General features: G+C 64.3%; 22 protein-coding genes and 1 other RNA gene. 15 read left to right on the forward strand and 8 right to left on the reverse strand.

The window, feature by feature from the left end; translation table 11 throughout:
- The first annotated feature begins 241 nt into the window (after positions 1 to 241).
- The 6 genes from cpaB to ASD04_RS15105 are packed head-to-tail and all read left to right on the forward strand — an operon-like array spanning position 242 to position 7418.
- Complete coding sequence (gene cpaB / locus ASD04_RS15080) at positions 242 to 1168, forward strand: Flp pilus assembly protein CpaB (protein ID WP_056258670.1); 927 nt, start codon at positions 242 to 244, stop codon at positions 1166 to 1168.
- 13 nt (positions 1169 to 1181) lie between these two features.
- On the forward strand, positions 1182 to 2579 hold the full coding sequence (locus ASD04_RS15085; RefSeq protein WP_056258674.1) for a type II and III secretion system protein family protein: 1398 nt from the start codon (positions 1182 to 1184) through the stop codon (positions 2577 to 2579).
- A 27-nt stretch (positions 2580 to 2606) separates the two neighbouring features.
- The gene (locus ASD04_RS15090) at positions 2607 to 3878 is read left to right on the forward strand and encodes an AAA family ATPase (protein WP_056258677.1); all 1272 of its coding nucleotides are present in this window, start codon (positions 2607 to 2609) and stop codon (positions 3876 to 3878) included.
- 39 nt (positions 3879 to 3917) lie between these two features.
- Positions 3918 to 5420 (forward strand): CpaF family protein, encoded by a 1503-nt coding sequence (locus tag ASD04_RS15095; RefSeq protein WP_056258678.1) that lies wholly within the window; start codon positions 3918 to 3920, stop codon positions 5418 to 5420.
- The gene (locus tag ASD04_RS15100; protein WP_056258681.1) at positions 5421 to 6395 is read left to right on the forward strand and encodes a type II secretion system F family protein; all 975 of its coding nucleotides are present in this window, start codon (positions 5421 to 5423) and stop codon (positions 6393 to 6395) included.
- Positions 6396 to 6407: 12 nt separating this feature from the next.
- The gene (locus ASD04_RS15105; RefSeq protein WP_056258684.1) at positions 6408 to 7418 is read left to right on the forward strand and encodes a type II secretion system F family protein; all 1011 of its coding nucleotides are present in this window, start codon (positions 6408 to 6410) and stop codon (positions 7416 to 7418) included.
- Between the two features lie 16 nt (positions 7419 to 7434).
- Here ASD04_RS15105 and ASD04_RS15110 read toward each other — a convergent pair whose 3' ends face one another.
- On the reverse strand, positions 7435 to 7662 hold the full coding sequence (locus tag ASD04_RS15110; RefSeq protein ID WP_056258687.1) for a hypothetical protein: 228 nt from the start codon (positions 7660 to 7662) through the stop codon (positions 7435 to 7437).
- 75 nt (positions 7663 to 7737) lie between these two features.
- Positions 7738 to 8508: a hypothetical protein gene (locus ASD04_RS15115; protein ID WP_056258691.1), complete on the reverse strand. Its 771-nt coding sequence runs from the start codon at positions 8506 to 8508 to the stop codon at positions 7738 to 7740.
- Between the two features lie 447 nt (positions 8509 to 8955).
- Here ASD04_RS15115 and ASD04_RS15120 point away from each other — a divergent pair, with 447 nt between their 5' ends.
- The gene (locus ASD04_RS15120; protein ID WP_056258694.1) at positions 8956 to 10296 is read left to right on the forward strand and encodes a leucyl aminopeptidase family protein; all 1341 of its coding nucleotides are present in this window, start codon (positions 8956 to 8958) and stop codon (positions 10294 to 10296) included.
- A 57-nt stretch (positions 10297 to 10353) separates the two neighbouring features.
- The gene (locus ASD04_RS15125; RefSeq protein ID WP_056258696.1) at positions 10354 to 11280 is read left to right on the forward strand and encodes a helix-turn-helix domain-containing GNAT family N-acetyltransferase; all 927 of its coding nucleotides are present in this window, start codon (positions 10354 to 10356) and stop codon (positions 11278 to 11280) included.
- Positions 11281 to 11413: 133 nt separating this feature from the next.
- On the opposite strand, the gene ASD04_RS15130 is transcribed toward ASD04_RS15125, so the two are convergent.
- Together ASD04_RS15130 and ASD04_RS15135 are read right to left on the reverse strand one after the other, a co-directional pair.
- Positions 11414 to 12352, reverse strand: a complete 939-nt coding sequence (locus ASD04_RS15130; protein ID WP_056258699.1) for a glyoxylate/hydroxypyruvate reductase A — start codon at positions 12350 to 12352, stop codon at positions 11414 to 11416.
- 67 nt (positions 12353 to 12419) lie between these two features.
- Positions 12420 to 13199 carry a cytochrome c family protein gene (locus ASD04_RS15135; protein ID WP_244488333.1) on the reverse strand — a complete coding sequence of 260 codons (780 nt, stop codon included), beginning with the start codon at positions 13197 to 13199 and terminating at the stop codon, positions 12420 to 12422.
- Between the two features lie 326 nt (positions 13200 to 13525).
- Here ASD04_RS15135 and ASD04_RS15140 point away from each other — a divergent pair, with 326 nt between their 5' ends.
- Positions 13526 to 14356 carry a prephenate dehydratase gene (locus ASD04_RS15140; RefSeq protein ID WP_056258702.1) on the forward strand — a complete coding sequence of 277 codons (831 nt, stop codon included), beginning with the start codon at positions 13526 to 13528 and terminating at the stop codon, positions 14354 to 14356.
- 1 nt (position 14357) lies between these two features.
- On the opposite strand, the gene ASD04_RS15145 is transcribed toward ASD04_RS15140, so the two are convergent.
- Positions 14358 to 15218, reverse strand: coding sequence for an LOG family protein (locus ASD04_RS15145; RefSeq protein ID WP_056258704.1), 861 nt, complete (start codon positions 15216 to 15218; stop codon positions 14358 to 14360).
- Between the two features lie 71 nt (positions 15219 to 15289).
- On the opposite strand from ASD04_RS15145, the gene ASD04_RS15150 reads away from it, so the two are divergent.
- Positions 15290 to 16147, forward strand: coding sequence for a DUF817 domain-containing protein (locus tag ASD04_RS15150; protein ID WP_056258707.1), 858 nt, complete (start codon positions 15290 to 15292; stop codon positions 16145 to 16147).
- A 151-nt stretch (positions 16148 to 16298) separates the two neighbouring features.
- On the opposite strand, the gene ASD04_RS19490 is transcribed toward ASD04_RS15150, so the two are convergent.
- Positions 16299 to 16466, reverse strand: coding sequence for a hypothetical protein (locus ASD04_RS19490; RefSeq protein WP_156461271.1), 168 nt, complete (start codon positions 16464 to 16466; stop codon positions 16299 to 16301).
- Positions 16467 to 16612: 146 nt separating this feature from the next.
- On the opposite strand from ASD04_RS19490, the gene ASD04_RS15155 reads away from it, so the two are divergent.
- The gene (locus tag ASD04_RS15155) at positions 16613 to 17287 is read left to right on the forward strand and encodes a class I SAM-dependent methyltransferase (RefSeq protein ID WP_056258711.1); all 675 of its coding nucleotides are present in this window, start codon (positions 16613 to 16615) and stop codon (positions 17285 to 17287) included.
- On the opposite strand, the gene ASD04_RS15160 is transcribed toward ASD04_RS15155, so the two are convergent.
- Positions 17275 to 17934: a glutathione S-transferase family protein gene (locus ASD04_RS15160; protein ID WP_056258714.1), complete on the reverse strand. Its 660-nt coding sequence runs from the start codon at positions 17932 to 17934 to the stop codon at positions 17275 to 17277. The two genes, ASD04_RS15155 and ASD04_RS15160, sit on opposite strands and share 13 nt — an antisense overlap.
- 327 nt (positions 17935 to 18261) lie before the next feature.
- On the opposite strand from ASD04_RS15160, the gene ffs reads away from it, so the two are divergent.
- The 4 genes from ffs to recR all read left to right on the forward strand — a co-directional run bounded on the left by ffs (position 18262) and on the right by recR (position 21252).
- An RNA gene (gene ffs, locus ASD04_RS19220) (signal recognition particle sRNA small type) lies at positions 18262 to 18357 on the forward strand.
- 129 nt (positions 18358 to 18486) lie between these two features.
- Positions 18487 to 20253 carry a DNA polymerase III subunit gamma/tau gene (locus tag ASD04_RS15165; RefSeq protein ID WP_056259280.1) on the forward strand — a complete coding sequence of 589 codons (1767 nt, stop codon included), beginning with the start codon at positions 18487 to 18489 and terminating at the stop codon, positions 20251 to 20253.
- Positions 20250 to 20573, forward strand: coding sequence for a YbaB/EbfC family nucleoid-associated protein (locus ASD04_RS15170; protein ID WP_056258716.1), 324 nt, complete (start codon positions 20250 to 20252; stop codon positions 20571 to 20573). Before ASD04_RS15165 ends, ASD04_RS15170 begins: the two co-directional genes overlap by 4 nt.
- A gap of 82 nt (positions 20574 to 20655) precedes the next feature.
- A complete protein-coding gene (gene recR, locus ASD04_RS15175; protein ID WP_056258719.1) occupies positions 20656 to 21252 on the forward strand; it encodes a recombination mediator RecR in 597 nt (198 codons plus the stop codon).
- Here the strand turns inward: recR and ASD04_RS15180 are convergent.
- Positions 21249 to 21725 (reverse strand): hypothetical protein, encoded by a 477-nt coding sequence (locus ASD04_RS15180; protein ID WP_056258722.1) that lies wholly within the window; start codon positions 21723 to 21725, stop codon positions 21249 to 21251. The two genes, recR and ASD04_RS15180, sit on opposite strands and share 4 nt — an antisense overlap.
- Positions 21726 to 21749: the final 24 nt, after the last annotated feature.

The raw sequence follows: 21749 nt of genomic DNA on the forward strand, positions 1-21749 counted from the left end.
CACCCACGATGTCATCCCCAGATGCGCCGGCAAGCGAGATCGCATTGTGCAGCCGGCCAAGTAAAATGCTCGTGCTGCCCCAGTAACAGCGCCGCCTTTGCTGTTTGAAGACAAAAAAGCTAAAATTTACATATTGTTAACCGCACCCGCAAAGCTCCGGTTAACCAAACTTTGACCCTTTGCGTTCAGAGTTCCCCGGTGGAATTGGGCCGATTGTGCCCGCGTACAACCGGAGTGAGTCATGAAGCCGGCGCGTATCATCTTGTTGGTCGTGGCGCTTGTCGCCGGTGGCCTGGCGGCATTTCTCGTCACCCGTGGCGGCAGCCCGGCGCCCCAGCAGATCGTCCAGACCGAGCTGGTGCCGGAAGCCAGGACGCAGATTCTTGTCGCCAAGGCGCCGATCGGCGTCGGCGAGCGGCTGAGCGCGGCCAGCCTCGAATGGCAGGACTGGCCCGAAGGCGCGGTTCGCCCCGAATACGTGACCATTTCCGCCATGCCCGATGCGCCCGTCGATCTGAACGGCGCCGTGGCGCGTTTCGAATTCTTCCCCGGCGAACCGATCCGCGAGGCCAAGCTGGTGCGTGCCGATCAGGGCTATCTGTCGGCGGTGCTTGAGGAAGGCATGCGCGGCGTGTCTGTCGGTGTCGCGGCCGTGTCCAGCGCCGGTGGCTTCGTGGTGCCCAACGATCATGTCGATGTGGTGCTGACGCGCCAGACCGCCGCCGGGCAGCAGTCCGAAGTCATTCTCGCCAATGTGCGCGTGCTGGCCATCGGCGCCCGCTTGGGCGAGATGGGTGCGAGCGGCGGCCAGGAGGATCCGGCAAATCCGACCACTACGCCCACCACCTTCGCCAATTCCACCATCGCCACGCTCGAGCTGGATCCGGCCCAGGCCGAAACGCTCATCAATGCGGCGACCCTGGGCCAGCTGACGCTGACCCTTCGCTCGATCGTCGATTTCGGCAAGACCACGATCGCCGACACGCCCAATTCCAACCAGACCGTGCGCCTGATCCGCTTCGGCAAGGAACAGTCGATCCTGGCGGGCACCAATCCGACCCTGGTTGGCCAGCAGTCCGTCGAGATGACGCCCGACCTCTATCCTCAACCAAACACGTCCGGCGATGCGGCCCCGGTGTCCATCGAACCCCAGGTGGTGCCCGAATAGGGCGGAGATGATCATGATCAACCAGTTCACCGCTCTCAGCCGCCGGACCGCCGGTCTTTTTGCCGTCTCGGCACTGGCAATAGGCCTGGCCCTGCCGGCCGTTCCCGCCGCCATGGCCGATGAAACCCACGTCACCATCTCCCCGGCCGCCTATGGCGCCACGCGCAAGTTCGAGGTCGAGATCAACAAGACCGCTTTGGTCGATCTGCCCGCCGGCGCCGCCGAGGTGATCGTCTCCCAGCCCGGCGTGGCCGCTGCCATCATGCGCACGCGCACCCGCGCTCTTATCCAGGGCATAACCGGCGGCGATACCAATATCTTCTTCCTAGACGATGCCGGTCGCACCATTGCCGTTCTCGACGTGCAGGTGATCGAGGAACCCTCGCAGGTGGGCAACGCCCTCCAGAGCGCGCTGGCGCGCATCATTCCCGGCTCCAATATCCACGTTGAATCGGTGACTTTGGGCGGCGGCACCAACCGCGTCGTGCTGACCGGCAACGTGCTGTCCGGCGAAGACCGCGAGCGCGCCACCGCCGTTGCCGTGCAATTCGCAGGCGGGGCTGAAAATGTCGCCAACATCCTCGATGTCTCCGGCGCCCAGCAGGTCATGCTGCAGGTCACGGTCTCCGAGATCAGGCGCGACGTGGCCAAGCAGCTTGGCATCAACCTTTCGGGCACCGTGACGCTGGGCGCCCTCAATCTGGGCTTCAACAGCACGCAGACTGCGCTTCCCAATGGTCTCAGCGGCAGCTACGGCGCGGGCAATGTGCAGATCGACGCCGCCATCCGGGCGCTCGAGACGCGCGGGGCGCTGCGCCTGCTGGCCCAGCCGACACTGACCGCCATGTCGGGTGAACCCGCCGAGTTCCTCGTCGGCGGTGAATTCCCCATCGAAACCTCCGATGGCAGCGGCGGCACCACCGTTACCTACAAGCCCTACGGCGTCGAGCTGAAGTTCACGCCGACCGTCAAGGCCAACGGCACGATCGGGCTGGTCGTGGATACCGGTGTTTCCGAAGTCCAGACCGGTACCTTCGCCCTGTCGCGCCGCGACGTAAAGACAACGGTCGAGCTGCCCACCGGTTCGACCCTGGCCATTGGCGGCCTCATCGACGAGCGGACCACCCAGGACATCAGCCAGTTGCCTGGCCTGGGCAATATCCCGATCCTGGGAGCGCTGTTCCGCTCGCGCGATTTCCGGACCCAGCAGACCGAGTTGGTTATTCTGGTCACCCCCTACCTGGTCGGCCCCAGCCCGGCCAATTCCATCCCTGTGCCCACCGATCGCTCGGTGGTTGCCAGCGATGCCGAGGCCATTTTCCTCGGCAAGCTGGAAACCATGTACGGGGTCGGCAATAGCGGCGAAATGCGCGGCGGTTTCAGCGGTTCGGTTGGCTTCGTTCTCGACTGAGGCTTGGCGTCAAGGAGTTTTGGTTTCATGAGTTTCCTGTCTTCCGAGCCCAAGAAGGTCGAAGAACCCGCTGCCGACATCGCCTCGGGTGCGCGCCTCATTCCGCGCATTACCATCCAGGCCTTCTGCGAGCATTCCCAGACGGCCCAACTGGTGGAAAGTGCCATCCACGACCGGCGCATGTCCAAGGTCGCCCTGACCACGCATAATGGCGGCATCGATGGTGCCGTCGAGACCTACAAGTCCAATCCGACGCCCAACCTGATCATCGTCGAAACCAACCTCTCGCCCGATGAAATTCCCGGCGCGCTCGAACGCCTCGCCGAGGTCTGCGACGCCTCGACCCGCGTCGTGGTGCTCGGTCATGTCAACGACGTGCTGCTCTATCGCGAACTGATCCGCTCCGGCATTTCCGAATATATCGTGCTGCCGGCCACCGCCCAGCAGATCGTCGGCGCCATCACCGATCTCTTCGCGTCCGAGAATGCCGCCCCTATCGGCCGCACCGTCGGCTTTGTCTCGGCCAAGGGCGGCGCCGGTGGCTCCACCGTCGCGCACAATGTCGCCTGGGCCATCGCTACCGCCCTGCGCCAGGATAGCCTGATCCTCGATATGGATCTGGCCTTCGGCACTGTCGGGCTCAATTTCAACCAGGATCCTCCGCACGGCCTGGCCGATGCGCTTTCGGCCAACCAGAAGGTCGACCAGACCATGCTGGACCGCCTGATGAGCAAGGCGGCCAATCATATCAACCTGCTCACCGCGCCGGTGACGCTGGATCGCACCTTCGATTTCGAGGAACGCGAATTCGAGCAGATCCTCGAACTGTGCCAGAATACGATGCCCATCGTGGTGCTCGACATTCCCCACGCCTGGAATGCCTGGATCCGCCAGACGCTGGCCACCATCGACGAGGTGGTGATCGTGGCCGAGCCCGATCTCGCCAACCTGCGCAATGCCAAGAATATCGCCGATACTGTCCGCGCCCTGCGGCCGACAGAACGCGCACCGTGCCTGGTGCTCAACAAGGTAGGCATGCCGCGCCGGCCCGAGATCAACCCGGACGAATTCGCCTCCTCGGTGGAATGCCAGCTCATCGGCCAGGTGCCGTTCGATGCGGCGCTCTTCGGCACGGCGGCCAACAACGGCCAGATGATCGCCGAGGTGGCGGCCAACAACAAGATCAACGACGTCTATCGCGCCGTCAGCCTGCATGTGACGGGGCGTCAGGCGATCCATGCCGGGGGCAGGTCATCGAGCCTGATGAAATTGCCCTCCTTCCTCAAGAAGCGGGCCTGAGAGCGGTCACGATAAGCTCTCTAGAACGGTAGGACGACCATGTTTGGCAAGCGCACATCTTTTGGCGGCAATACTCCGGGCGTCGGCGAAGTCCAGCGCCCGGTTTCCAGTGCGCCGCCGCGGGCCGAGGCGCCGGCTGCGCCAGCGCCGGCACGCCGCGCCGCCGATAGTGACGCCATGGCCGCCCGTATACGCAGCGGCGACGAGGTGGTCGATGTCCGCGCGCCCGCCGATGCGGCCCGCGACAAGGAATATTTCCACACCAAGTCGGCCATCTTCAACGCGCTGATCGATTCCATCGATCTCAGCCAGCTCGCCACCATGGACCAGGATGCGGCGCGCGAGGAAATCCGTGACATCGTCGCCGAGATCATCGCCCTCAAGTCCATCATCATGTCCATTTCCGAGCAGGAAGACCTGCTTGAGGACATCTGCAACGACGTGCTCGGCTATGGCCCGCTCGAACCCCTGCTGGCCCGCGACGACATCGCCGATATCATGGTGAACGGCTCCCAGCGCTGCTACATCGAAGTGGCGGGCAAGGTGCGCCTGACCAATGTGCGCTTCCGCGACGACGCACACCTGATGAATGTCTGCCAGCGTATCGTCAGCCAGGTCGGCCGCCGCGTCGATGAAAGCTCGCCCATCTGCGATGCCCGCCTTCCGGACGGCTCCCGCGTCAACGTCATCGCCCCGCCTTTGGCCATCGATGGCGCCGCCCTCACCATCCGTAAGTTCAAGAAGGACAAGCTGACGCTGCAGCAGCTGGTCAAATACAATTCCATCTCGCCTGAAGGCGCCGAGGTTTTGCGTATTCTCGGCCGCGTCCGCGCCAATGTGCTGATCTCGGGCGGCACCGGCTCGGGCAAGACGACGCTGCTCAACTGCCTCACCGCCTTCATCGAGAAGGACGAGCGCGTCATCACCTGCGAGGATTCGGCTGAACTTCAGCTCCAGCAGCCGCACGTCGTGCGTCTCGAAACCCGCCCGCCCAATCTGGAAGGCGAGGGCGAAATCACCATGCGCGATCTCATCAAGAACTGCCTGCGCATGCGTCCCGAACGCATCATCGTCGGCGAAGTCCGCGGCCCCGAAAGCTTCGACCTGCTCCAGGCCATGAATACCGGTCACGACGGCTCCATGGGCACGCTGCACGCCAACAGCCCGCGCGAAGCCCTCTCCCGCCTCGAATCCATGATCACCATGGGCGGCTACGCGCTGCCCAGCCGCACCATCCGCGAAATGATCACCTCGTCCATCGACGTGGTGGTGCAGGCCGCCCGCCTGCGCGACGGCTCGCGCCGCATCACCCACATCACCGAGATCCTGGGCATGGAAGGCGATGTGATCGTGACGCAGGACATCTTCCTCTACGACATCATCGGTGAAGACGCGAACGGCATGCTGGTCGGCAGGCACCGCTCCACCGGCATCACCAAGCCGCAATTCGCCGAGCGCGCCCGCTATTTCAACGAGGAAGCCAACCTCGTCGAGGCGCTCGAAAAGTCCAATACCGAACAGCGCCAGCTGCTGGATTCGTAAATGACCACTATCCTGCTCGTCATCCTGGCCATGATCACCGTCGGCGCGGCGGGCTTTGCTCTCGTGCCTTCGGCGCTGGGTGGCGGCCGCGCCGAAAAGCGGCGCAAGGCTCTGCAGGGCGACATGCGCGTCAACCGGCTCGAAGCCAGTGCCGCCCGCAGTAGCGATGAGCGGCGCAAGAGCGTGCAACAGGCGCTGAAATCGCAGACCGATGCGCTCCATGCCAGGAAGCGCGTGAAGCTGCCGCAACTGTTGTTCCAGGCCGGCATGACCATCAAGCCGGCCGCCTTCGTCCGCAACTCGGTCATTTTCGGCGCCGGGGTGCTGGTGGTGCTGATCCTGGCGCAGGTGCCGATCGTCCTGGCGCCGGTTTTTGCTGTGGCTGCCGGCTACCTGCTGCCGCGCTGGTGGGTCAGCCGCAAGCGCAAGAAATACCAGGACAAATTCCTCGACGAGCTGCCCAACGCGGTTGAAGCCGTGGTGCGTGGCGTCAAGACCGGCCTGCCGCTCAACGACTCCATCCGCGTCGTCGCCAAGGACGCCAAGGAGCCGGTCAAGTCCGAGTTCGGCCGCGTACTCGATCAGCAGGCCTTCGGCATGTCGATGACCGAGGCGGTGACCGTGCTGCTCGATCGCGTGCCCTTGCCCGAGGTCAATTTCTTCGTCGTCGTCATCACCGTGCAGCAGCAGGCCGGCGGCAATCTCAGCGAAGCGCTGGGCAATCTGGCCAAGGTGCTGCGCAACCGCAAGAAGATGAAGCAGAAGATCAAGGCCATGTCCTCGGAAGCCAAGGCCTCCGCTGGCATCATCGGCTCGCTGCCTTTCGTCGTCGGCATCCTGGTCAGCGTGGTGTCCCCCACCTATCTGGCGCCGCTGTTCACCACGTCGCTGGGCCATATCTGGCTGGGTGTGGGCGTGATCATGCTGGCCATGGGCGTCTTCATCATGAACCGCATGATCCAGTTCGACTACTGAGGGGGCGCTGCCATGAATTTCATCGAGCTTCTGACCCAGCGGGAATTCCTTATTTCGGTGCTGGCGGCCGTTTCGGCCGCTGCCGTGGTCTTCACCTTCGGCTCCAGCTTCATCGTCAGGTCCGAGATGCGCGACCGCATCAAGCGCGTGGCGCTGGAGCGCGAGAAGATGCGGGCCGAGGAAATGGCGCGCTTGCGCGGCGGCGTGGCGGCCACCGAAGGTCGCGGCATCCGGCGCAGCGCCGAAACCCGGACCTACATGAAGAATGTGGTGGAACGCTTCGATCTCAAGAAGGCGTTCCAGGATGATGCCACGGTCGACAAGCTGGCCATGGCCGGTTTCCGCGGGCAGGGCCACCTGACCACGTTTCTCTTCATGCGGTTCGTCACGCCCCTGGTCGTCTTTGCGCTGGTGGCGCTCTATGTGCTGGTGCTGTCGCCGGGCGAGCGCCCGCTTTATCTCAATCTGGTCTACGCTATCGGCGCCGGCCTGCTCGGCGCCTACCTGCCCAACCTGCTGCTCAAAAACACCACCACCAAGCGTCAGGCTTCGATCAAGAAAGCCTGGCCCGATTGCCTCGATCTGATGCTGCTCTGCGTCGAGGCCGGTATGTCGATGGAACACGCCTTCAAACGTGTCGCCAAGGAAATCGGCGCCCAGAGCGTCGAGCTGGCCGAGGAACTGACCCTCACCACGGCCGAACTGGCCTTTCTTGAAGACCGCGGCCGCGCCTATGACAATCTGGGCCGTCGTACCGGACTCGATGGCGTAAAGTCGGTGATGACGGCGCTGATCCAGGCCGACCGCTACGGTACGTCCGTCGGCCAGGCCCTGCGCGTCATGGCCGAGGAAGGCCGCGAAGGCCGCATGATGGATGCCGAGAAGAAGGCCGCCTCGCTGCCGCCCAAGCTCACGGTGCCGCTGATCCTGTTCTTCCTGCCGGTGCTGTTCATCGTCATCATGGCTCCGGCCATGATCAAGGTCTTCGGCGGCCCGGTAGCCGGTGTGATGGGCGGCGGCTGAGTGAACCGCGCCGGGTTCAGGCGCGCTTGGACACCAATTGGCCCTGCATCCGCTGCATGGCGATCCGCGAGAACAGGTTCCCCTCTTCGGCGGCCCTGTTGTTGCTTATCGCGGCAAAGCTGTTGGCAAGCTGGGAGCTTTTTTCAATGGCCGCCAGGGCTTCGGCCCGACGTGCCTTGCGATACTCCATCTGCGCCGAGATGGAATATTCATGCAGGTTGAAGCGGGTGATCTTGTCGGCCATCTATCGACCTTGCCTCCCAAACCTTAACCGGGTGTTAAAAGACGGCGATTGGCAATATCGCCGCGGGAAGCCGCGTCAGCCCTGGTCGATCATGTCCCAGCGGTTCTGCTGGGTCAGCAGCGCCCGCACATAGGCCATGTTGCTCTCCACCTGCGCCGGCGGCAATTCGGCAGCGTAGATCGCCCGGCATTCCTCGAACCGCCCCTGCAGCCCCACGATCAGCGCCAGGTTCTGCCGGATTTGGCTGGTGGCGCCGCGCATCTGCACCGCCCGGCGCAGATGCTGCTCGGCGGTCGGCAATTCGTTGGTCATGGCATAGGAGAGGCCCATGTTGGCTTCGATCGAAGCCTCGCCGGGGGCAAACACCAGGGCCTGCGCATAGATCGCCCGCGCTTCCTGGTTGCGGCCGACCTGGTCGAGCGTCGCGCCCTTGACCAACAGCGCATTCCAGTCCGGCGCCTCGGGGCGGATGACATTGTCGAGCACTTGCAGCGACTGGTCGAACCGGCCATCTGATGTCAGCGCCTTGGCATAGGCCACCGCGATATCGATATCCCCAGGGTAATAGCCGATGCTGATTTCCAGCACCGAAACGGCCTGCTGGCTCTGCCCCACCGCGCGCAGGGCAGCGGCATAGTGAATGGCAATGCCCTTGTCCTTGGGGTTGGATTTGTAGCGCCCGGTCAACTCGGCCAGTCCCTGCTGGCTCTGGCCAGCCGGCATGCCGGAATAGTCGGGCGAGGGCATGCTGGTCCGGTTCGACGCACAGGCGCTGATCGCCACCGCGGCCACACCGGCCAGCAGCAGCACGCGCAGGGATCTGTACAGGCGGTTCAGCGGCGACAAGGGCGACTCCTCGGGCCAGGCGGCACGATGGAACTGCAATAAATCATTAACCCTAACGGGCAGTTAAAGGGCGGCGCGGTGCCCGGAGATTCACCTCGGGTGCTTAGGCGCTTTCCCCTTCTCCCCTTGAGGGAGAAGAGCCTGCCCCGGACTTGATCCGGGGTGCCCGAAGGGCGGATGAGGGGTTGCTTCCACAGACATTGAAGCATGGGAGGGCTCAGCACCCCTCACCCGGTTCCTCCGCTGAACGCGGACGAACCACCCTCTCCCTCAAGGGGCGAGAGAGATGACTGAGAGGCCGATTGAACAGTCCCCGCCAAAGGGGAAGGTGCCGCCCCGGCGGGCATGGCTGGATCGTGCCATCGCCATAGGCGATTGCCCCACGCCTGCGTTGCCGCCCCACGCTCGCCTCGATACAAGTGGGCCGACATCGTCCGGAGTACTCCCATGCCCAAAGCCCCCGTCCTCCCGCTGATCTGCGTCGAAGAGGGCAACCTCGCCGCCGCCAATCTGTCTGTGGCACACGCCGCCTGGGCCGAGGCCAACGGCTTTTCCGGCCAGCGCGGGCGCCTGCTGGCGCTGCCGGGGCAGGGTGGGGCGCTCGATGCCTGGCTCTTCGGCATGGGCGAAGCCGCTTCCCGCCCGGCGCTGGTCACCGGCCTTGCCGGCGCCGTCCTCGCTCCCGGCGCCTATCGCCTCGAAGGTGCGGTGGCCGATCCGGCGCTCGCCGCGCTCGGCTTTCGCCTCGGCGCCTATCGCTTCGATCGCTATCGCCAGGGCAAGCCCGCCCCGACCCTCGCCGATCCCGGCCCTGCCGAAGTCACTCACCTGGTCGAGGCCGCCACCCTGGCGCGCGACCTGATCAACACGCCCGCCAACGATCTCGGTCCCGATGCCTTCGAGGCCGAAATCCGGGCCTTCGCCAAGGCCCACGCGATGACGGTCAAGGTCACGGCGGGCGATGACCTGCTCAAGGCCAATTTCCCCATGATCCACGCCGTCGGCCGCGCCAGCGCCCAGGCGCCGCGCCTCGTCGATCTCGCCTGGGGCAGGGCGGATGATCCCAGGGTGACGCTGGTCGGCAAGGGCGTCACCTTCGATACCGGCGGTCTCGACATCAAGCCGGCTTCCGGCATGCTGATCATGAAGAAGGATATGGGCGGCGCCGCCAATGTGCTGGGCCTTGCCCATGCCATCGTCTCGGCAAAGCTGCGCGTTCGCCTGCGCGTGCTCATCCCCGTCGTCGAAAATTCCATTGCCGGGGCTGCATTCCGGCCCGGCGACGTGCTCCGCTCGCGCCTCGGCCTCACCGTCGAAATCGGCAATACCGATGCCGAAGGCTGGCTGATCCTGGCCGATGCCCTGGCACTGGCCGATGAGGAAAAGCCCGAACTGCTGCTCGATATGGCCACGCTCACCGGTGCCGCCCGCGTTGCGCTGGGGCCCGATCTTCCCCCGCTCTACAGCACCGACGACACCCTCGCCCGCAGCCTCATGGCCGCCGGCGCCGCCGCCGACGACCCGCTGTGGCAGATGCCGCTATGGTCGCCCTACGATTCGATGATGAGCTCGAAAATCGCCGACGTGAACAATGCCGCCAGCGGCGGCTTTGCCGGTTCGGTCACGGCCGCGCTGTTCCTGCGGCGCTTCGTTGCCAAAGCGGCCGCCTGGGTCCATCTCGATATCTATGGCTGGGCCCCCGAAGCGCGTCCCGGCCGTAGCCAGGGCGGCACCGACCAGGGTATTCGCGCCGTCTATGGCGTGCTCAAGCAACGCTATCCGGCATAGTTGACTCTAGCAACTAATTGGTTGACTATATCAACAGTCAACCTCCGGAGCCGGACCATGTCCGTCAATCCCGCGGAGATCGCGCAGGTCCGCGCCTTCAATCGCTTCTACACCAAAGTCATTGGCCTGCTCGAAGAAGGCATGCACCAGAGCCCCTATACCCTGGCGGAAGCTCGGGTGATTTACGAACTGGGCAAACGTGGCCATGCCAGTTCGGCCATCATCGCCGAAGGCCTGGATATGGATCGTGGCCAGATGAGCCGGCTGGTTTTGCGGCTGGTGGATCAGGGCGTGGTCGCCGTGCTGCCGCGCGCCGGGGACCGGCGCATGGTCCCGCTGGCGCTGACCCCCGAGGGTGATGCGGTCTATCGGCGCTTCAACGAAATGAGCGATGCTGCCGTTGCCAATGGCCTGCTGGAACCGCTGGACACATTCGGCCGCCGCGACCTCGTCGGCGCCATGCGCCGCATCGAGGCGCTGCTGGGCGAACCAGACGATACCCCGCTGGTTCTCCGCCCGCATCGCGTCGGCGATATCGGCTGGCTCATCCATCGCCAGGGCCTGCTCTATCACCTCGAACAGGGCTGGAATGGCGAATTCGAGACGCTGATTACCCGCATCTATGCCGAATACGAAGCAGCGCCCGCCAATCCGCCCAAATCCCTGTGGATCGCCGAGCAGGATGGCGAAATCGCCGGCTCGGTCTTCATCATCCCCGCCGAAGAGTCCGGCACGGCCCAACTGCGCATGCTCTATACCGAGCCCGCCTTCCGCGGTCGCGGCATCGGCAAGCGCCTCGTCGAAGAAGCCGTCCGCTTCTCCCGCGCCTCGGGCTACCGGCGCATCATCCTCTGGACCCAGGACTGCCTGGTCTCTGCCCGCCGCATCTATCAGGGCGCCGGCTTCCAGCTCGTCCGCGAAGAAAAGCACCGCTCCTTCGGCACCGATCTCAATGGCCAATACTGGGCACTGGACCTCTATTGATCTCTCCCCCGGGGAAAAGCTCAAGGGCCTTTGTTCGCCCACGATTGTCTCAGTCGTCTCCCTCCCCTTGCGGGGAGGGATCAAGGGTGGGAATTTTTAGCCCCGATATTTGGATTCTCAGGAACGGGAGCCCTCAATATCCCCGCTGCCGATCCACCACATTGATCAGCGGCTTTCCCGCCTCGTGGTCGCGGATGATCTGCGAGAAATAGCGCACGCCGCTTGCCGGGTTGGAAATTGCCGCGATATGCGGCGTGATATAGCAGGTCTCGATATCCCAGAGCGGGCTGCTCTCCGGCAGCGGTTCGGTCTCGAACACATCGAGGCTCGCCGCCCCCAGCGTGCCATCGCCCAGCGCCCGCACGATATCGGCCTCGCGCTGATGCCCGCCGCGCGCCGCGTTGATGATGACAGGCCCGCCATCGAGCCGGTCCCGCCGCAGCTTGCCGAAGGTCTCGTAGTTGAGGATGCCCGTGGTCTCCGGCGTCAGCGGCAACAGGTTCACCAGGATATCGGTGCCGGCGAGGAAGGCATCGAATGCCTCGGCTCCGGCAAAGCCCTCGACGCCCGTCATGCTCTTGGGTGTCCGGCTCCAGCTGCGCAGCGTGAAGCCCAGCGGCTTGAGGCGCGCGGCCGCGTCCTGCCCCAATACGCCCATGCCCATGATGCCCACGCTCGTTTCCGAGGCGGCCGGCGGATAGAGCTGGCTCCAGCGCCGCGCCTTCTGGTCGGCACGGAAGCGGGAATAGAGCCGGTGGTGCATCGTCACATGGGCGACCACATAGTCGCTCATGCGCTGGCTGAGATCCGCATCGACAAACCGCACGATCGGCGCATCGGGCAGGCGCGGATGCTTGAGCAGTCCATCCACCCCGGCGCCCAGCGACAGCACGGCCTTGAGCCCGGTCAGCCCGTCAAAGGCCTCCGGCTTCGGCTTCCAGGCGAAGATATAGCGCACCGCCGCCGGGTCGAAGTCGTCGCCGCGCCGCACCACGGGATAGGGGCTTAATTCGGCCCTTAGCTTTTCGGCCCAGTTCGCCTCGTCGACATCGGACAGGTGCAACAGCAGCATGGCTTTCTCCTCAAGCAAAGAGCCGCGCCTTGCGGGCGCGGCTCTCATTGATTCTGATCCGGCAGGCTTACTGCGCGGTGGTGGTCGGGGTGCCTTCGACCGGCGTTTCGGTCGCGGTCGTTTCCGGCGTTTCCGTGGCGGCTGCCGGCTCGGTCGCAGGGGCCTCGGCTGGCGTTGCTGCAGGAGCATCGGCCGGAGCCTCTGCATCGGCCGGAGCGGCAGTCTCGGCGGGCACTGCTGCCTCGCCCTCGGCGGCCGGCGCCGCAGCGTCGCCTTCGGCCGCTGCGGGAGCAGCTTCTTCTGCCGCCGGGAACGGCACTGGCGAGCCCGACAGCGTCTGCAGGTAAGCCAGGATGTCGGCACGCTCCTCAGGGGTACGAATACCCGAGAACGTCATCTTGGTGCCCGGCACATAGTCGCTCGGCTTGGTCAGGAAGTGGTTCAGGTTCTCGTAGGTCCAGGTATCGCCGGCAGCATTATGCGCCAGCATGCCCTCGGAATACGAGAAGCCTTCGACGCTGCCTTCCGGCCGGCCGACCACGCCATAGAGATGCGGGCCCTGTTTGTTGGGCTCGCCCTCGCCGAAATTGTGGCAGGACTGGCATTTCTTGACGGCGGCGGCGCCCTTGGTCGGGTCGGCGCTGGCCAGCAGCACGCCCAGCGGCACTTCCGGCGCTGCTTCCGCTACCGCGCCATGCTCGGTGGCCTCCGGCTCTGGCAGGGCATAGCCCGGCCCGCGCCCTTCGATGGGATGGTAGATGGCTTCTGCGACAAAGCCGGCGCCCATGACGAACAACAGCGTGCCCAGCACGGCGCCCATGATCTTGTTAAGCTCGAACGAATCCATTTGGTCTCTCTGCCGGTCCATCCCCTGTGGACGATAGTCGAACCCGGCTCAACTTTCGATATCCCAAAGGAAAATCGCCTCAACGGAGCGGCCCGACGCGCGCGGAAGATAGTCGCAAGGCGGAGCGGGCGCAACCGTCCAAAGGCCGACTGCGACACTTCGAACCGTCCCGCAGGGAAAATCGCTCCAGTGGAGCGATTTCAGGCGGGAAGGCCATGAGGGTGGAGGAATGCCCCCCCCGGAGTGGAGCCCCTCCACCCGCTTCAATTGACACCGCCCCCCGCCGGGTTCAAAAGCCATTCGCCTACCAGCTACGGACCTCCTCGATGACCAAGAAGATCGCTTTCCAGGGCGAGCCCGGCGCTTTCAGCCATGCCGCCGCCTCCAATTTTTTCCCCGGCGAAGAAGCGATCGGCTGCGTGACTTTCGAGGAAACCATCCTGGCGGTGCAATCCGGCCGCGCCGATTATGCCGTCGTCCCGGTGGAAAATTCGCTCTATGGCCGCATCACCGATATTCATCACCTGCTGCCTGCAAGCGGCCTCAACATCATCGGCGAGACGTTCCTGCGCGTCGAGATGAACCTGCTCGGCGTGCCCGGCGCCGCCCTTGCCGATATCAAGGCCGTGCAGTCGCTCTCGGTCGCCTTGGGCCAGTGCCGCAAGTTCATTTCCGAAAACGGCTTCCGTACCATCAATGCCGTCGATACGGCTGGCTCGGCCCGCGAAGTCGCGCAGAAGGCCGACAAGTCCGTCGCTGCCATCGCCTCGCGCTTCGCCGCCGAGATTTACGGCCTCACCGTCCTCGCCTCCAATATCGAGGACGCCGACCACAACACCACGCGCTTCCTCGTCCTGTCTCGCGACCGGCAGGAAGCACCGGCCGGTCAGGGCAAGGTCAAGACCACCTTCGTCTTCCGCGTGCGCAACGTGCCCGCGGCGCTCTACAAGGCCATGGGCGGTTTCGCCACCAATTCCATCAACATGACCAAGCTCGAAAGCTACATGGTCGGGGGCGCCTTCACCGCCACCCAGTTCTACGCCGATATCGAGGGCCATCCCTCCGACATCGGCGTCCAGCACGCCTTCGAGGAACTCGGCTTCTTCACCGATTATTTCAAGGTGCTCGGCGTTTACCCGGCAGAAGAGAGCAAATAGCTCAATCCCCGCGCAACACCTCGTCGATATCGGGCAGATTGTAGAACTGCCGCACGATATCCCAGCCCTCTTCGGCCGTATCGACGATATTGAACAGCTTGGGATCGTCGGGCGCGATCGTGCCCGCCTCCGCCAGCGCCTCGAAATTGATGACCTTGCCCCAGAATTCCGAGCCGAACAGCAGCAGCGGCACCCTGTCCATGCGCCCGGTCTGGATCAGCGTCAGCGTCTCGAAGAATTCGTCCAGCGTGCCGAACCCGCCCGGAAACACCGCCACCGCCTTGGCCCGCATCAGGAAGTGGATTTTGCGCGTGGCGAAATAGTGGAAGTTGAAGCTCAACTCCGGCGTTACATAAAGGTTCGGCGCCTGCTCGTGCGGCAGCACGATGTTGAGCCCGATCGAGGGCGCCCCCACATCGGCCGCCCCCCGATTGCCTGCCTCCATCACCCCCGGTCCACCGCCCGTTACCACCACATAGTCCGAAAAGCCCATGGCCTTGGAGGTGAATGAGGCGAGTTGGGCAAATCGCCGTGCCTCATCATAATAGCGCGACGCGGCCTCCAGATTTCGTTTCTGTATCTCGTTCTTGGCCGCCCAGGCCGGCTGCCCCGGCGCCGGAATGCGCGCCCCTCCAAACAGCACCACTGTCGAATTGATGCCCCGCTCGCGCAGCCGGAATTCAGGTTTCAGATATTCCAGCTGGAAGCGCACCCCGCGCACTTCTTCCGAGGTCATGAACTCGTCGTCGGCAAAGGCGAGCCGGAACGCGGCCGATTGCGTCTGCGGCGTCTGCGGCGCACGCTTGGAGGCGGCGACGTCCTCGACCGAGGTGCGCAACGAGGTGGGTCGACGTCTGGTCATGGCACTGCCTTAATTCCGAAACCTTCGACAGGGCATATCCAGCCGGGGCGCAGTGAGCAAGGGTGAGGGGCTTGAGCCGGTTCACGAGTTTGGAAGCGCGGATCGATGCCGCGGCGCATGCGGTCCTGGCGCGCCTGCCGCGCGGACGGCTGGCCGATGGCCTGGTCGAGTTCCTGGTTTTCGGCCTCAAGCAGGCCTGGGCCTGCCTTTTCGGCGGGCTGATGCTGGGCATGATCCTGCTCACCCGGCTGTGGTGGCCCGATATCGGCCTCGCCCGTTACGACGCCTGGTTCCTCGCTGCCCTGCTGATCCAGCTTGCCATGCTCGCTTTCCGCCTCGAAACATGGAGCGAAGCCAAGGTCATCCTCATCTTCCACATCGTCGGCACGGGCATGGAGTTGTTCAAGACCTCGGCCGGCTCATGGATTTACCCCGAGGACGCCTTCTTCCGCCTTGGCGGCGTGCCGCTGTTTTCCGGCTTCATGTATGCCTGCGTCGGCTCCTACATGGCCCGCATCCTGCGCATCTTCGATATAACCTTCACCCGCTACCCGCCTGTCTGGATGACGGCGCTGCTGGCCGTGGCCATCTATGTCAATTTCTTCAGCCACCATTTCATCTTCGACTTCCGCTGGCTGCTCTTCGCGGTGGTCGTCGCCCTCTACCTGCGCAGCATCATGCACTATCGCGTCTTCCGCTTCCGCCATCGCATGCCCATGCTGCTGGCCTTTCTGCTGGTCGCGCTGTTCATCTGGATCGCCGAGAATATCGGCACCTGGTCGCGCGCCTGGATTTACCCCGACCAGGCTGATGGCTGGGCCCTGGTGAGCTGGGCCAAGCTCGGCTCCTGGTATCTGCTGATGCTGATCTCGGTGGTGCTGGTCACGCTCGTCCATCCGCCCCGGCCCTATGCCCCGGAGCGGCAATAATTGTCTGGCACATTTCTGGCGTTGGCGCTTTCCCCCTTCTCCCTTGAGGGAGAAGGTGCCCGAAGGGCGGATGAGGGGTGTCGAGCTATCCGAGAGCATTGAAGCGTGGGATGGGGCAGGGCCCCTCACCCGCATTCCTCCGAACGAGACCTTAGTCCCGCGCCAGCACCATTCCGCGCAACCGCGCCAGCCACCTGCCGATCGTCGCCATCACGCTCGGCTTGTCGTGATAGTTGCGCAGCATGTGTTCGGCCAGGCGATAGCCTTCTGCGACGATACGGCGTTCATCGCTTGTTAGGCCGATGGATGGAACGCGCATGGCAGCCTCCGCTTATGGTTGACGAAACCTTAACGCGTGGCGAGCTGGCCGTCCGGGCCGATATGGATTCATGGTTTACGGCGCCGGGCTTGACCTCGGCTCAATCATGTAACAATAGAAGTTACATTTACCGAAAGGGTCCAGTCATGTCGTCATTCTTCAACGAACAGGCCGCCGCGTCCTACCTCGATGGCCCGCCACGGCAGGTTCCCGGCTATGCCGGCCTGCTGCGCATGACCACCCTCCTGCTCGCCGAGCACATGCCTGCCGATGGTCGTGTCCTCGTCCTGGGAGCCGGTGGCGGATTGGAGCTCAAGGCCCTCGCCGATGCTCACCCGCATTGGAGCTTCGATGGCGTCGATCCGTCCGGACCCATGCTGGAGCTGGCCGGGCGAACCGTGGCGGCCCATGCCGGGCGGATCCGGTTGCACCAGGGCTATGTCGATATTGCCCCCGAAGGTCCGTTCGATGCCGCCACCTGCATCCTGACCTTCCATTTCGTCCCGCGCGACCAGCGCCTCGAAACACTGGTGCAGCTTCGCCGCCGCCTCAAGCCGGGCGCGCCCTTCGTCATGGCCCATATCAGCTTCCCGCAGGCCGAGCCCGAGCGCTCGCTGTGGATTGCGCGTCATGTCGCCTACGGCTCGCCTGACGGCGTGCCTGCCGCCCAGATGGAAAGCGCCCGCCAGGCCATCGGTACGCGGCTGTCCATCCTGTCGCCCGACGAGGAAGAAGCGCTCCTCGCCCAGGCCGGCTTTTCCGGCATCAGCCAGTTCTACGCCGCTTTCAGCTTTCGCGGCTGGGTGGCCTATGCCGGCTGAGTCGTGCCCGCTGCCGTAGCAACGGCCAGCTGCGCCGCAAAGGCCCGCTGATAGGCCGGCCGGGCCTGGGCGCGGGCAATATAGGCCGAGATATTGGGATATTCTTCCAATATGCCCGAGCTGCGCGCCCGCAGCATCACATGCACCAGCATGATATCGGCGGCGCTGAAATCGCCATCAATCCATTCGGCATCGCCCAGATAGGCGGACAGGGCGTTGAACCGGTCGCGGATGCGGTCCTTGACCATGGGCATGCGCTCCCCGGCCCAGCTCTTGTTGCTCTCGAGCAGCTTGGCATTCTGATACTCGACGATGGGTTGCTCCACCGTGCTGACGGCAGCAAACATCCACGTGATGGCGCGCGCCCGGGCATTGGGCTCGTCGGGCAGCAGGCCGGGGTGGCTTCGCGCGATCTGCATGATGATGCTGCCGGTCTCGAACAGGGCCAGGCCGCCCTCTTCATAGGTCGGAATCTGTCCGAACGGATTGAGCGCACGGTGGGCTGGCTGCTTCATCTCGGCAAACGAAACCAGCCGCACGTCATAGGGCTGGCCGATCTCCTCGAAGGCCCAGCGCAGGCGCATATCGCGGGCCAGTCCCGCGCCGCGGTCGGGTGACGTCGCAAAGGCGGTAATGGTGGCGGTCATGGCAAGGCTCCGTTGATTGCTTATGGCCAAAGGACGAAGACCGCCCCGCTTCCCCGACATCCAGTCTGGAGACTTTCCTTGCCCGGCGCCAGTCGCGCTATCATCCGCCGCGACTCACCGGTACCGTCAGCCGCAGCGTGCCTGCCGATGCCATGGCGGTTCCGGCCCGCGTGCTGAAGCGGCTTTAGGTATCCCATACGATCCGCCCTATTCTCGGCGACCGAAAGAGGGGATGAGAGGCCCTGGGCCATCCATTGGGGCCAGGCATGATCGTACTCACACCCTGAGGTCTTGCATCCGCCCCATTTTCTTCGCATATAGCCCATCGGGAGGTTGGCGCGGACGTGTTCCTCGCCAACCGGGTCAGGTCCGGAAGGAAGCAGCCCCAACGAGACCTTCACGGGTCGATGCCAGCCTCCTACTTAATCTGTTCACAGATGGTGTTTGGTTTCGCAAACCGGCTTGAGGCTTTTGCGGGCGGCGCGCCATTGCCCTATGGTCGGAGCATGACCCAAGCCAGATTCCCGGCAATGCGAGGCGATGGAGGGCTCGATGGCTGACGCACCGACCTCGCCCTATCTCGTCCTCGCGCGCAAATACCGGCCGCGCGACTTCACCACGCTTGTCGGCCAGGATGCCATGGTGCAGACGCTGGGCAATGCCTTCGCGCAGAACCGCATCCACCATGCCTTCATCCTGACCGGCGTGCGTGGCGTGGGCAAGACCACCACGGCGCGCATCCTGGCCCGCGCCTTCAACTATGAAGATGCCTCCGGCCCCCATCCGACGCTGGACCTGGCTGTCGAGGGCGAGCACTGCCGCGCCATCATCGAGGGGCGCCATGTCGACGTCATCGAGATGGACGCCGCATCCAATACCGGCATCAACGATATCCGCGAGATCATCGACTCAGTGAAATACGCGCCGTCCTCGGCGCCCTACAAGGTCTACGTCATCGACGAAGTCCACATGCTCTCGACCGCGGCCTTCAATGGCCTGCTCAAGACCCTCGAAGAGCCCCCCCCCTATGTGAAGTTCATCTTCGCAACCACCGAGATCCGCAAGGTGCCGGTGACCATTCTCAGCCGCTGCATGCGCTTCGATCTGCGCCGCATCACGCCCGAGATCATGACCGCCTATCTCCAATCCATCCTCGATCAGGAAGGCGTCCGTTTCGAGCCCGAGGCCCTGGCCATGATCGTCCGCGCCGGCGAAGGCTCGGCCCGCGACAATCTCAGCCTGCTCGATCAGGCCATTGCCCACGGCAATGGCACGGTCACATCGGCCACGGTCAAGGCCATGCTCGGTCTCGGCGACCGTGCCCGCATCATCGACCTGTTCGAGCAATTGATGGGCGGCCGGGTCGGCGACGCCATCGAGACCATGCGCGCCCTCTACGACATGGGCGCCGATCCGCAGACCCTGGTCGCGGACCTCGCCGATTTCACCCATCTGGTCACCCGCATCAAGGTCGTTCCATCAGCGGCAGACGATGTCTCGCTCACGCCCGACGAACGCCGCCGCGGCGCCGAGCTGGCGGGCAAGCTGCCCATGCGCGCGCTCACCCGCGCCTGGCAGATCCTGTTCAAGGGCTATGATGAAGTCGCTCGCGCCCGCAATGGCCTGCAGGCCGCCGAAATGGCGCTGATCCGCCTAGCCTATGCCGCCGACCTGCCCAGCCCCGACGACCTCATCGCCAGATTGGCCAACATGCCGGCGCCCTCTCAGGGTTCGGTGCAGTCCGCGCCGATCAATCGTCCTCTGCCCAGTGGCGGTGGTGCCCCATCGGGTGGTGGCGTCGGGCGGGGCATGCCGAGCGCACTGCGCCTTGAAACCGCGCAACCGATGGACGCCGTTGCCGTGCGGGCCGATCCTGTCCAGCCGCAGGCGGCTCTGGCCACGGTTGCCACCTACAAGGAACTGATTGCCCTGGCCGGCGCCAAGCGCGACGTATTGGTCAAGCTGGCGCTCGAAGGCCAGATGCGCCCCATTTCCTTCGAGCAGGGCCGCATCGAAGTCGCCCTTGCCGATGGCGCCGATCCCGGCATCATCGCCACGCTCTCGGCGCGTCTCCAGCTCTGGACCGGCCAGCGCTGGCTGGTCAATGTTTCCAGCAAGCCTCCCGAGGGCCTGACCGTCAGGCAGGAGGCCGCGCAGCGTCAGCAGGCGGCGCAGGCCGCCGCGCATGACGATCCACTGGTCAAGGCTATCCTTGATACATTTCCTGGCGCCAAGGTGGTCAACGTAACGGTGCGCGACGACGCAACCGCCGCATTGCCCGATTTGCCGCCGCCCCCATCCGAAGAGGACGACGAATGAAAGACATCATGGGAATGATGAAGGCCGCCAGCGAGATGAAGGGCAAGATGGAGGCCATGCAGGCCGAGCTTGCCGATCTTGTGGTCGAAGGCCGCTCCGGCGGCGGCATGGTCGTGGTCTCTTTGTCGGGCAAGGGCGACATGAAAGGAGTGAAGGTCGATCCGTCTCTCTTCAAGGAAGACGATGTCGAGGTTCTCGAAGACCTGATCGTCGCCGCCCATGCCGATGCCAAGGCAAAGTCGGAGGCAGAAATGCAGCGCAAGATGGCCGAAGTGACTGCCGGCCTGCCCATCCCGCCAGGCATGAAATTCCCGTTTTGATTGTCACGTGTCCAACGCGTCGATGCTAACAGTCTGCTAACCAATTCGGCCCGAATGCGAACGGGCAAGGTGCGAACGCGAAATGGTTTCCGGCGGCCCCGAAATCGAACAGCTCATCCAGCTCCTGGCCCGCCTGCCGGGCCTCGGCCCGCGCTCGGCCCGCCGCGCCGTTCTGCAGTTGATCAAGAAGAAGGATCAGCTGATGATCCCGCTGTCGGCCGCCCTCGACCGGGCGGTAAGTGCCGTTAAAACCTGCGAAATTTGTGGCAATGTCGATACGGTCAGCCCCTGCACCATCTGCTCGGACCCGCGCCGCGCCGAAAGCGGCATGCTGATCGTCGTCGAAGACGTCGCCGACCTCTGGGCGCTGGAGCGCGCCGGGGTAGGAGCCGTCCGCTACCACGTTCTGGGCGGCGTCCTATCGCCCCTCGACGGCGTCGGCCCCGACGATATCTCCATCGATGACTTGCTCAAAAGAGCCAGCCAATTCAAGGAGATAGTCCTTGCCGTCAACGCCACCGTCGAGGGCCAGACCACGGCACACTACATCACCGACCGCCTCGCCGGCTCCGGCACGAAAGTCACCCGCCTCGCCCACGGCGTCCCCGTCGGCGGCGAGCTCGACTATCTCGACGAAGGCACGCTCAGCCAGGCTCTCAGGGCCCGTACCGAGATTTAGTGCAGATCCTTGTCGGTCCTGAATTCTTCACCGCCATCCCAGGCTTCTTCCTCAAGGCCCACGTCTTCATCGTCTTCGTCGCCCTCAATGGCCTGGCGGGCGTCCTCATCGTCAGGTGACAGCGCATCCAGCCGGTCCGCCGGATCGTTGTCGAAATTGGTGGCAAGCCCGGCATAGGTCTCGCCGTCCTCGCCATTGGCGATGGTCGCGCTCAGCTCGTCGATGGCCCGGTCGAGCTCGTCCAGCATGGCGGCGGGGTCCTGATCGCCCCAGTCGCCGCTTTCGCGGATGGCACTCTCGTCGCGCAATTCGCGCAACCGCGCCAGCCGTTCGGCCGCAGGTCGGTCGTCGCCATACAGCAGCTCCTCGATTTCAGTCTGCGTATAGGGCTGGGAAATGCCCGGCTGGTCGGCATTGTCGAAATTGGTGTCCTGCGGAACCATGGTTCCGTGATGGTCGTGATGCTGCGCCATATCAGTCTCCCCTGGTTCGATGAC

The organism is Devosia sp. Root436, assembly GCF_001426345.1.
In the GTDB taxonomy this organism is placed as follows: domain Bacteria; phylum Pseudomonadota; class Alphaproteobacteria; order Rhizobiales; family Devosiaceae; genus Devosia.

Excerpts from the sequence above, each read along its gene's own strand:
- cpaB (WP_056258670.1), top strand. The coding sequence starts at position 242 with ATGAAGCCGGCGCGTATCATCTTGTTGGTCGTGGCGCTTGTCGCCGGT.
- ASD04_RS15085 (WP_056258674.1), top strand. The coding sequence starts at position 1,182 with ATGATCAACCAGTTCACCGCTCTCAGCCGCCGGACCGCCGGTCTTTTT.
- ASD04_RS15090 (WP_056258677.1), top strand. The coding sequence starts at position 2,607 with ATGAGTTTCCTGTCTTCCGAGCCCAAGAAGGTCGAAGAACCCGCTGCC.
- ASD04_RS15095 (WP_056258678.1), top strand. The coding sequence starts at position 3,918 with ATGTTTGGCAAGCGCACATCTTTTGGCGGCAATACTCCGGGCGTCGGC.
- ASD04_RS15100 (WP_056258681.1), top strand. The coding sequence starts at position 5,421 with ATGACCACTATCCTGCTCGTCATCCTGGCCATGATCACCGTCGGCGCG.
- ASD04_RS15105 (WP_056258684.1), top strand. The coding sequence starts at position 6,408 with ATGAATTTCATCGAGCTTCTGACCCAGCGGGAATTCCTTATTTCGGTG.
- ASD04_RS15110 (WP_056258687.1), bottom strand. The coding sequence starts at position 7,662 with ATGGCCGACAAGATCACCCGCTTCAACCTGCATGAATATTCCATCTCG.
- ASD04_RS15120 (WP_056258694.1), top strand. The coding sequence starts at position 8,956 with ATGCCCAAAGCCCCCGTCCTCCCGCTGATCTGCGTCGAAGAGGGCAAC.
- ASD04_RS15125 (WP_056258696.1), top strand. The coding sequence starts at position 10,354 with ATGTCCGTCAATCCCGCGGAGATCGCGCAGGTCCGCGCCTTCAATCGC.
- ASD04_RS15130 (WP_056258699.1), bottom strand. The coding sequence starts at position 12,352 with ATGCTGCTGTTGCACCTGTCCGATGTCGACGAGGCGAACTGGGCCGAA.
- ASD04_RS15135 (WP_244488333.1), bottom strand. The coding sequence starts at position 13,199 with ATGGATTCGTTCGAGCTTAACAAGATCATGGGCGCCGTGCTGGGCACG.
- ASD04_RS15140 (WP_056258702.1), top strand. The coding sequence starts at position 13,526 with ATGACCAAGAAGATCGCTTTCCAGGGCGAGCCCGGCGCTTTCAGCCAT.
- ASD04_RS15145 (WP_056258704.1), bottom strand. The coding sequence starts at position 15,218 with ATGACCAGACGTCGACCCACCTCGTTGCGCACCTCGGTCGAGGACGTC.
- ASD04_RS19490 (WP_156461271.1), bottom strand. The coding sequence starts at position 16,466 with ATGCGCGTTCCATCCATCGGCCTAACAAGCGATGAACGCCGTATCGTC.
- ASD04_RS15155 (WP_056258711.1), top strand. The coding sequence starts at position 16,613 with ATGTCGTCATTCTTCAACGAACAGGCCGCCGCGTCCTACCTCGATGGC.
- ASD04_RS15160 (WP_056258714.1), bottom strand. The coding sequence starts at position 17,934 with ATGACCGCCACCATTACCGCCTTTGCGACGTCACCCGACCGCGGCGCG.
- ASD04_RS15165 (WP_056259280.1), top strand. The coding sequence starts at position 18,487 with ATGGCTGACGCACCGACCTCGCCCTATCTCGTCCTCGCGCGCAAATAC.
- ASD04_RS15170 (WP_056258716.1), top strand. The coding sequence starts at position 20,250 with ATGAAAGACATCATGGGAATGATGAAGGCCGCCAGCGAGATGAAGGGC.
- recR (WP_056258719.1), top strand. The coding sequence starts at position 20,656 with ATGGTTTCCGGCGGCCCCGAAATCGAACAGCTCATCCAGCTCCTGGCC.
- ASD04_RS15180 (WP_056258722.1), bottom strand. The coding sequence starts at position 21,725 with ATGGCGCAGCATCACGACCATCACGGAACCATGGTTCCGCAGGACACC.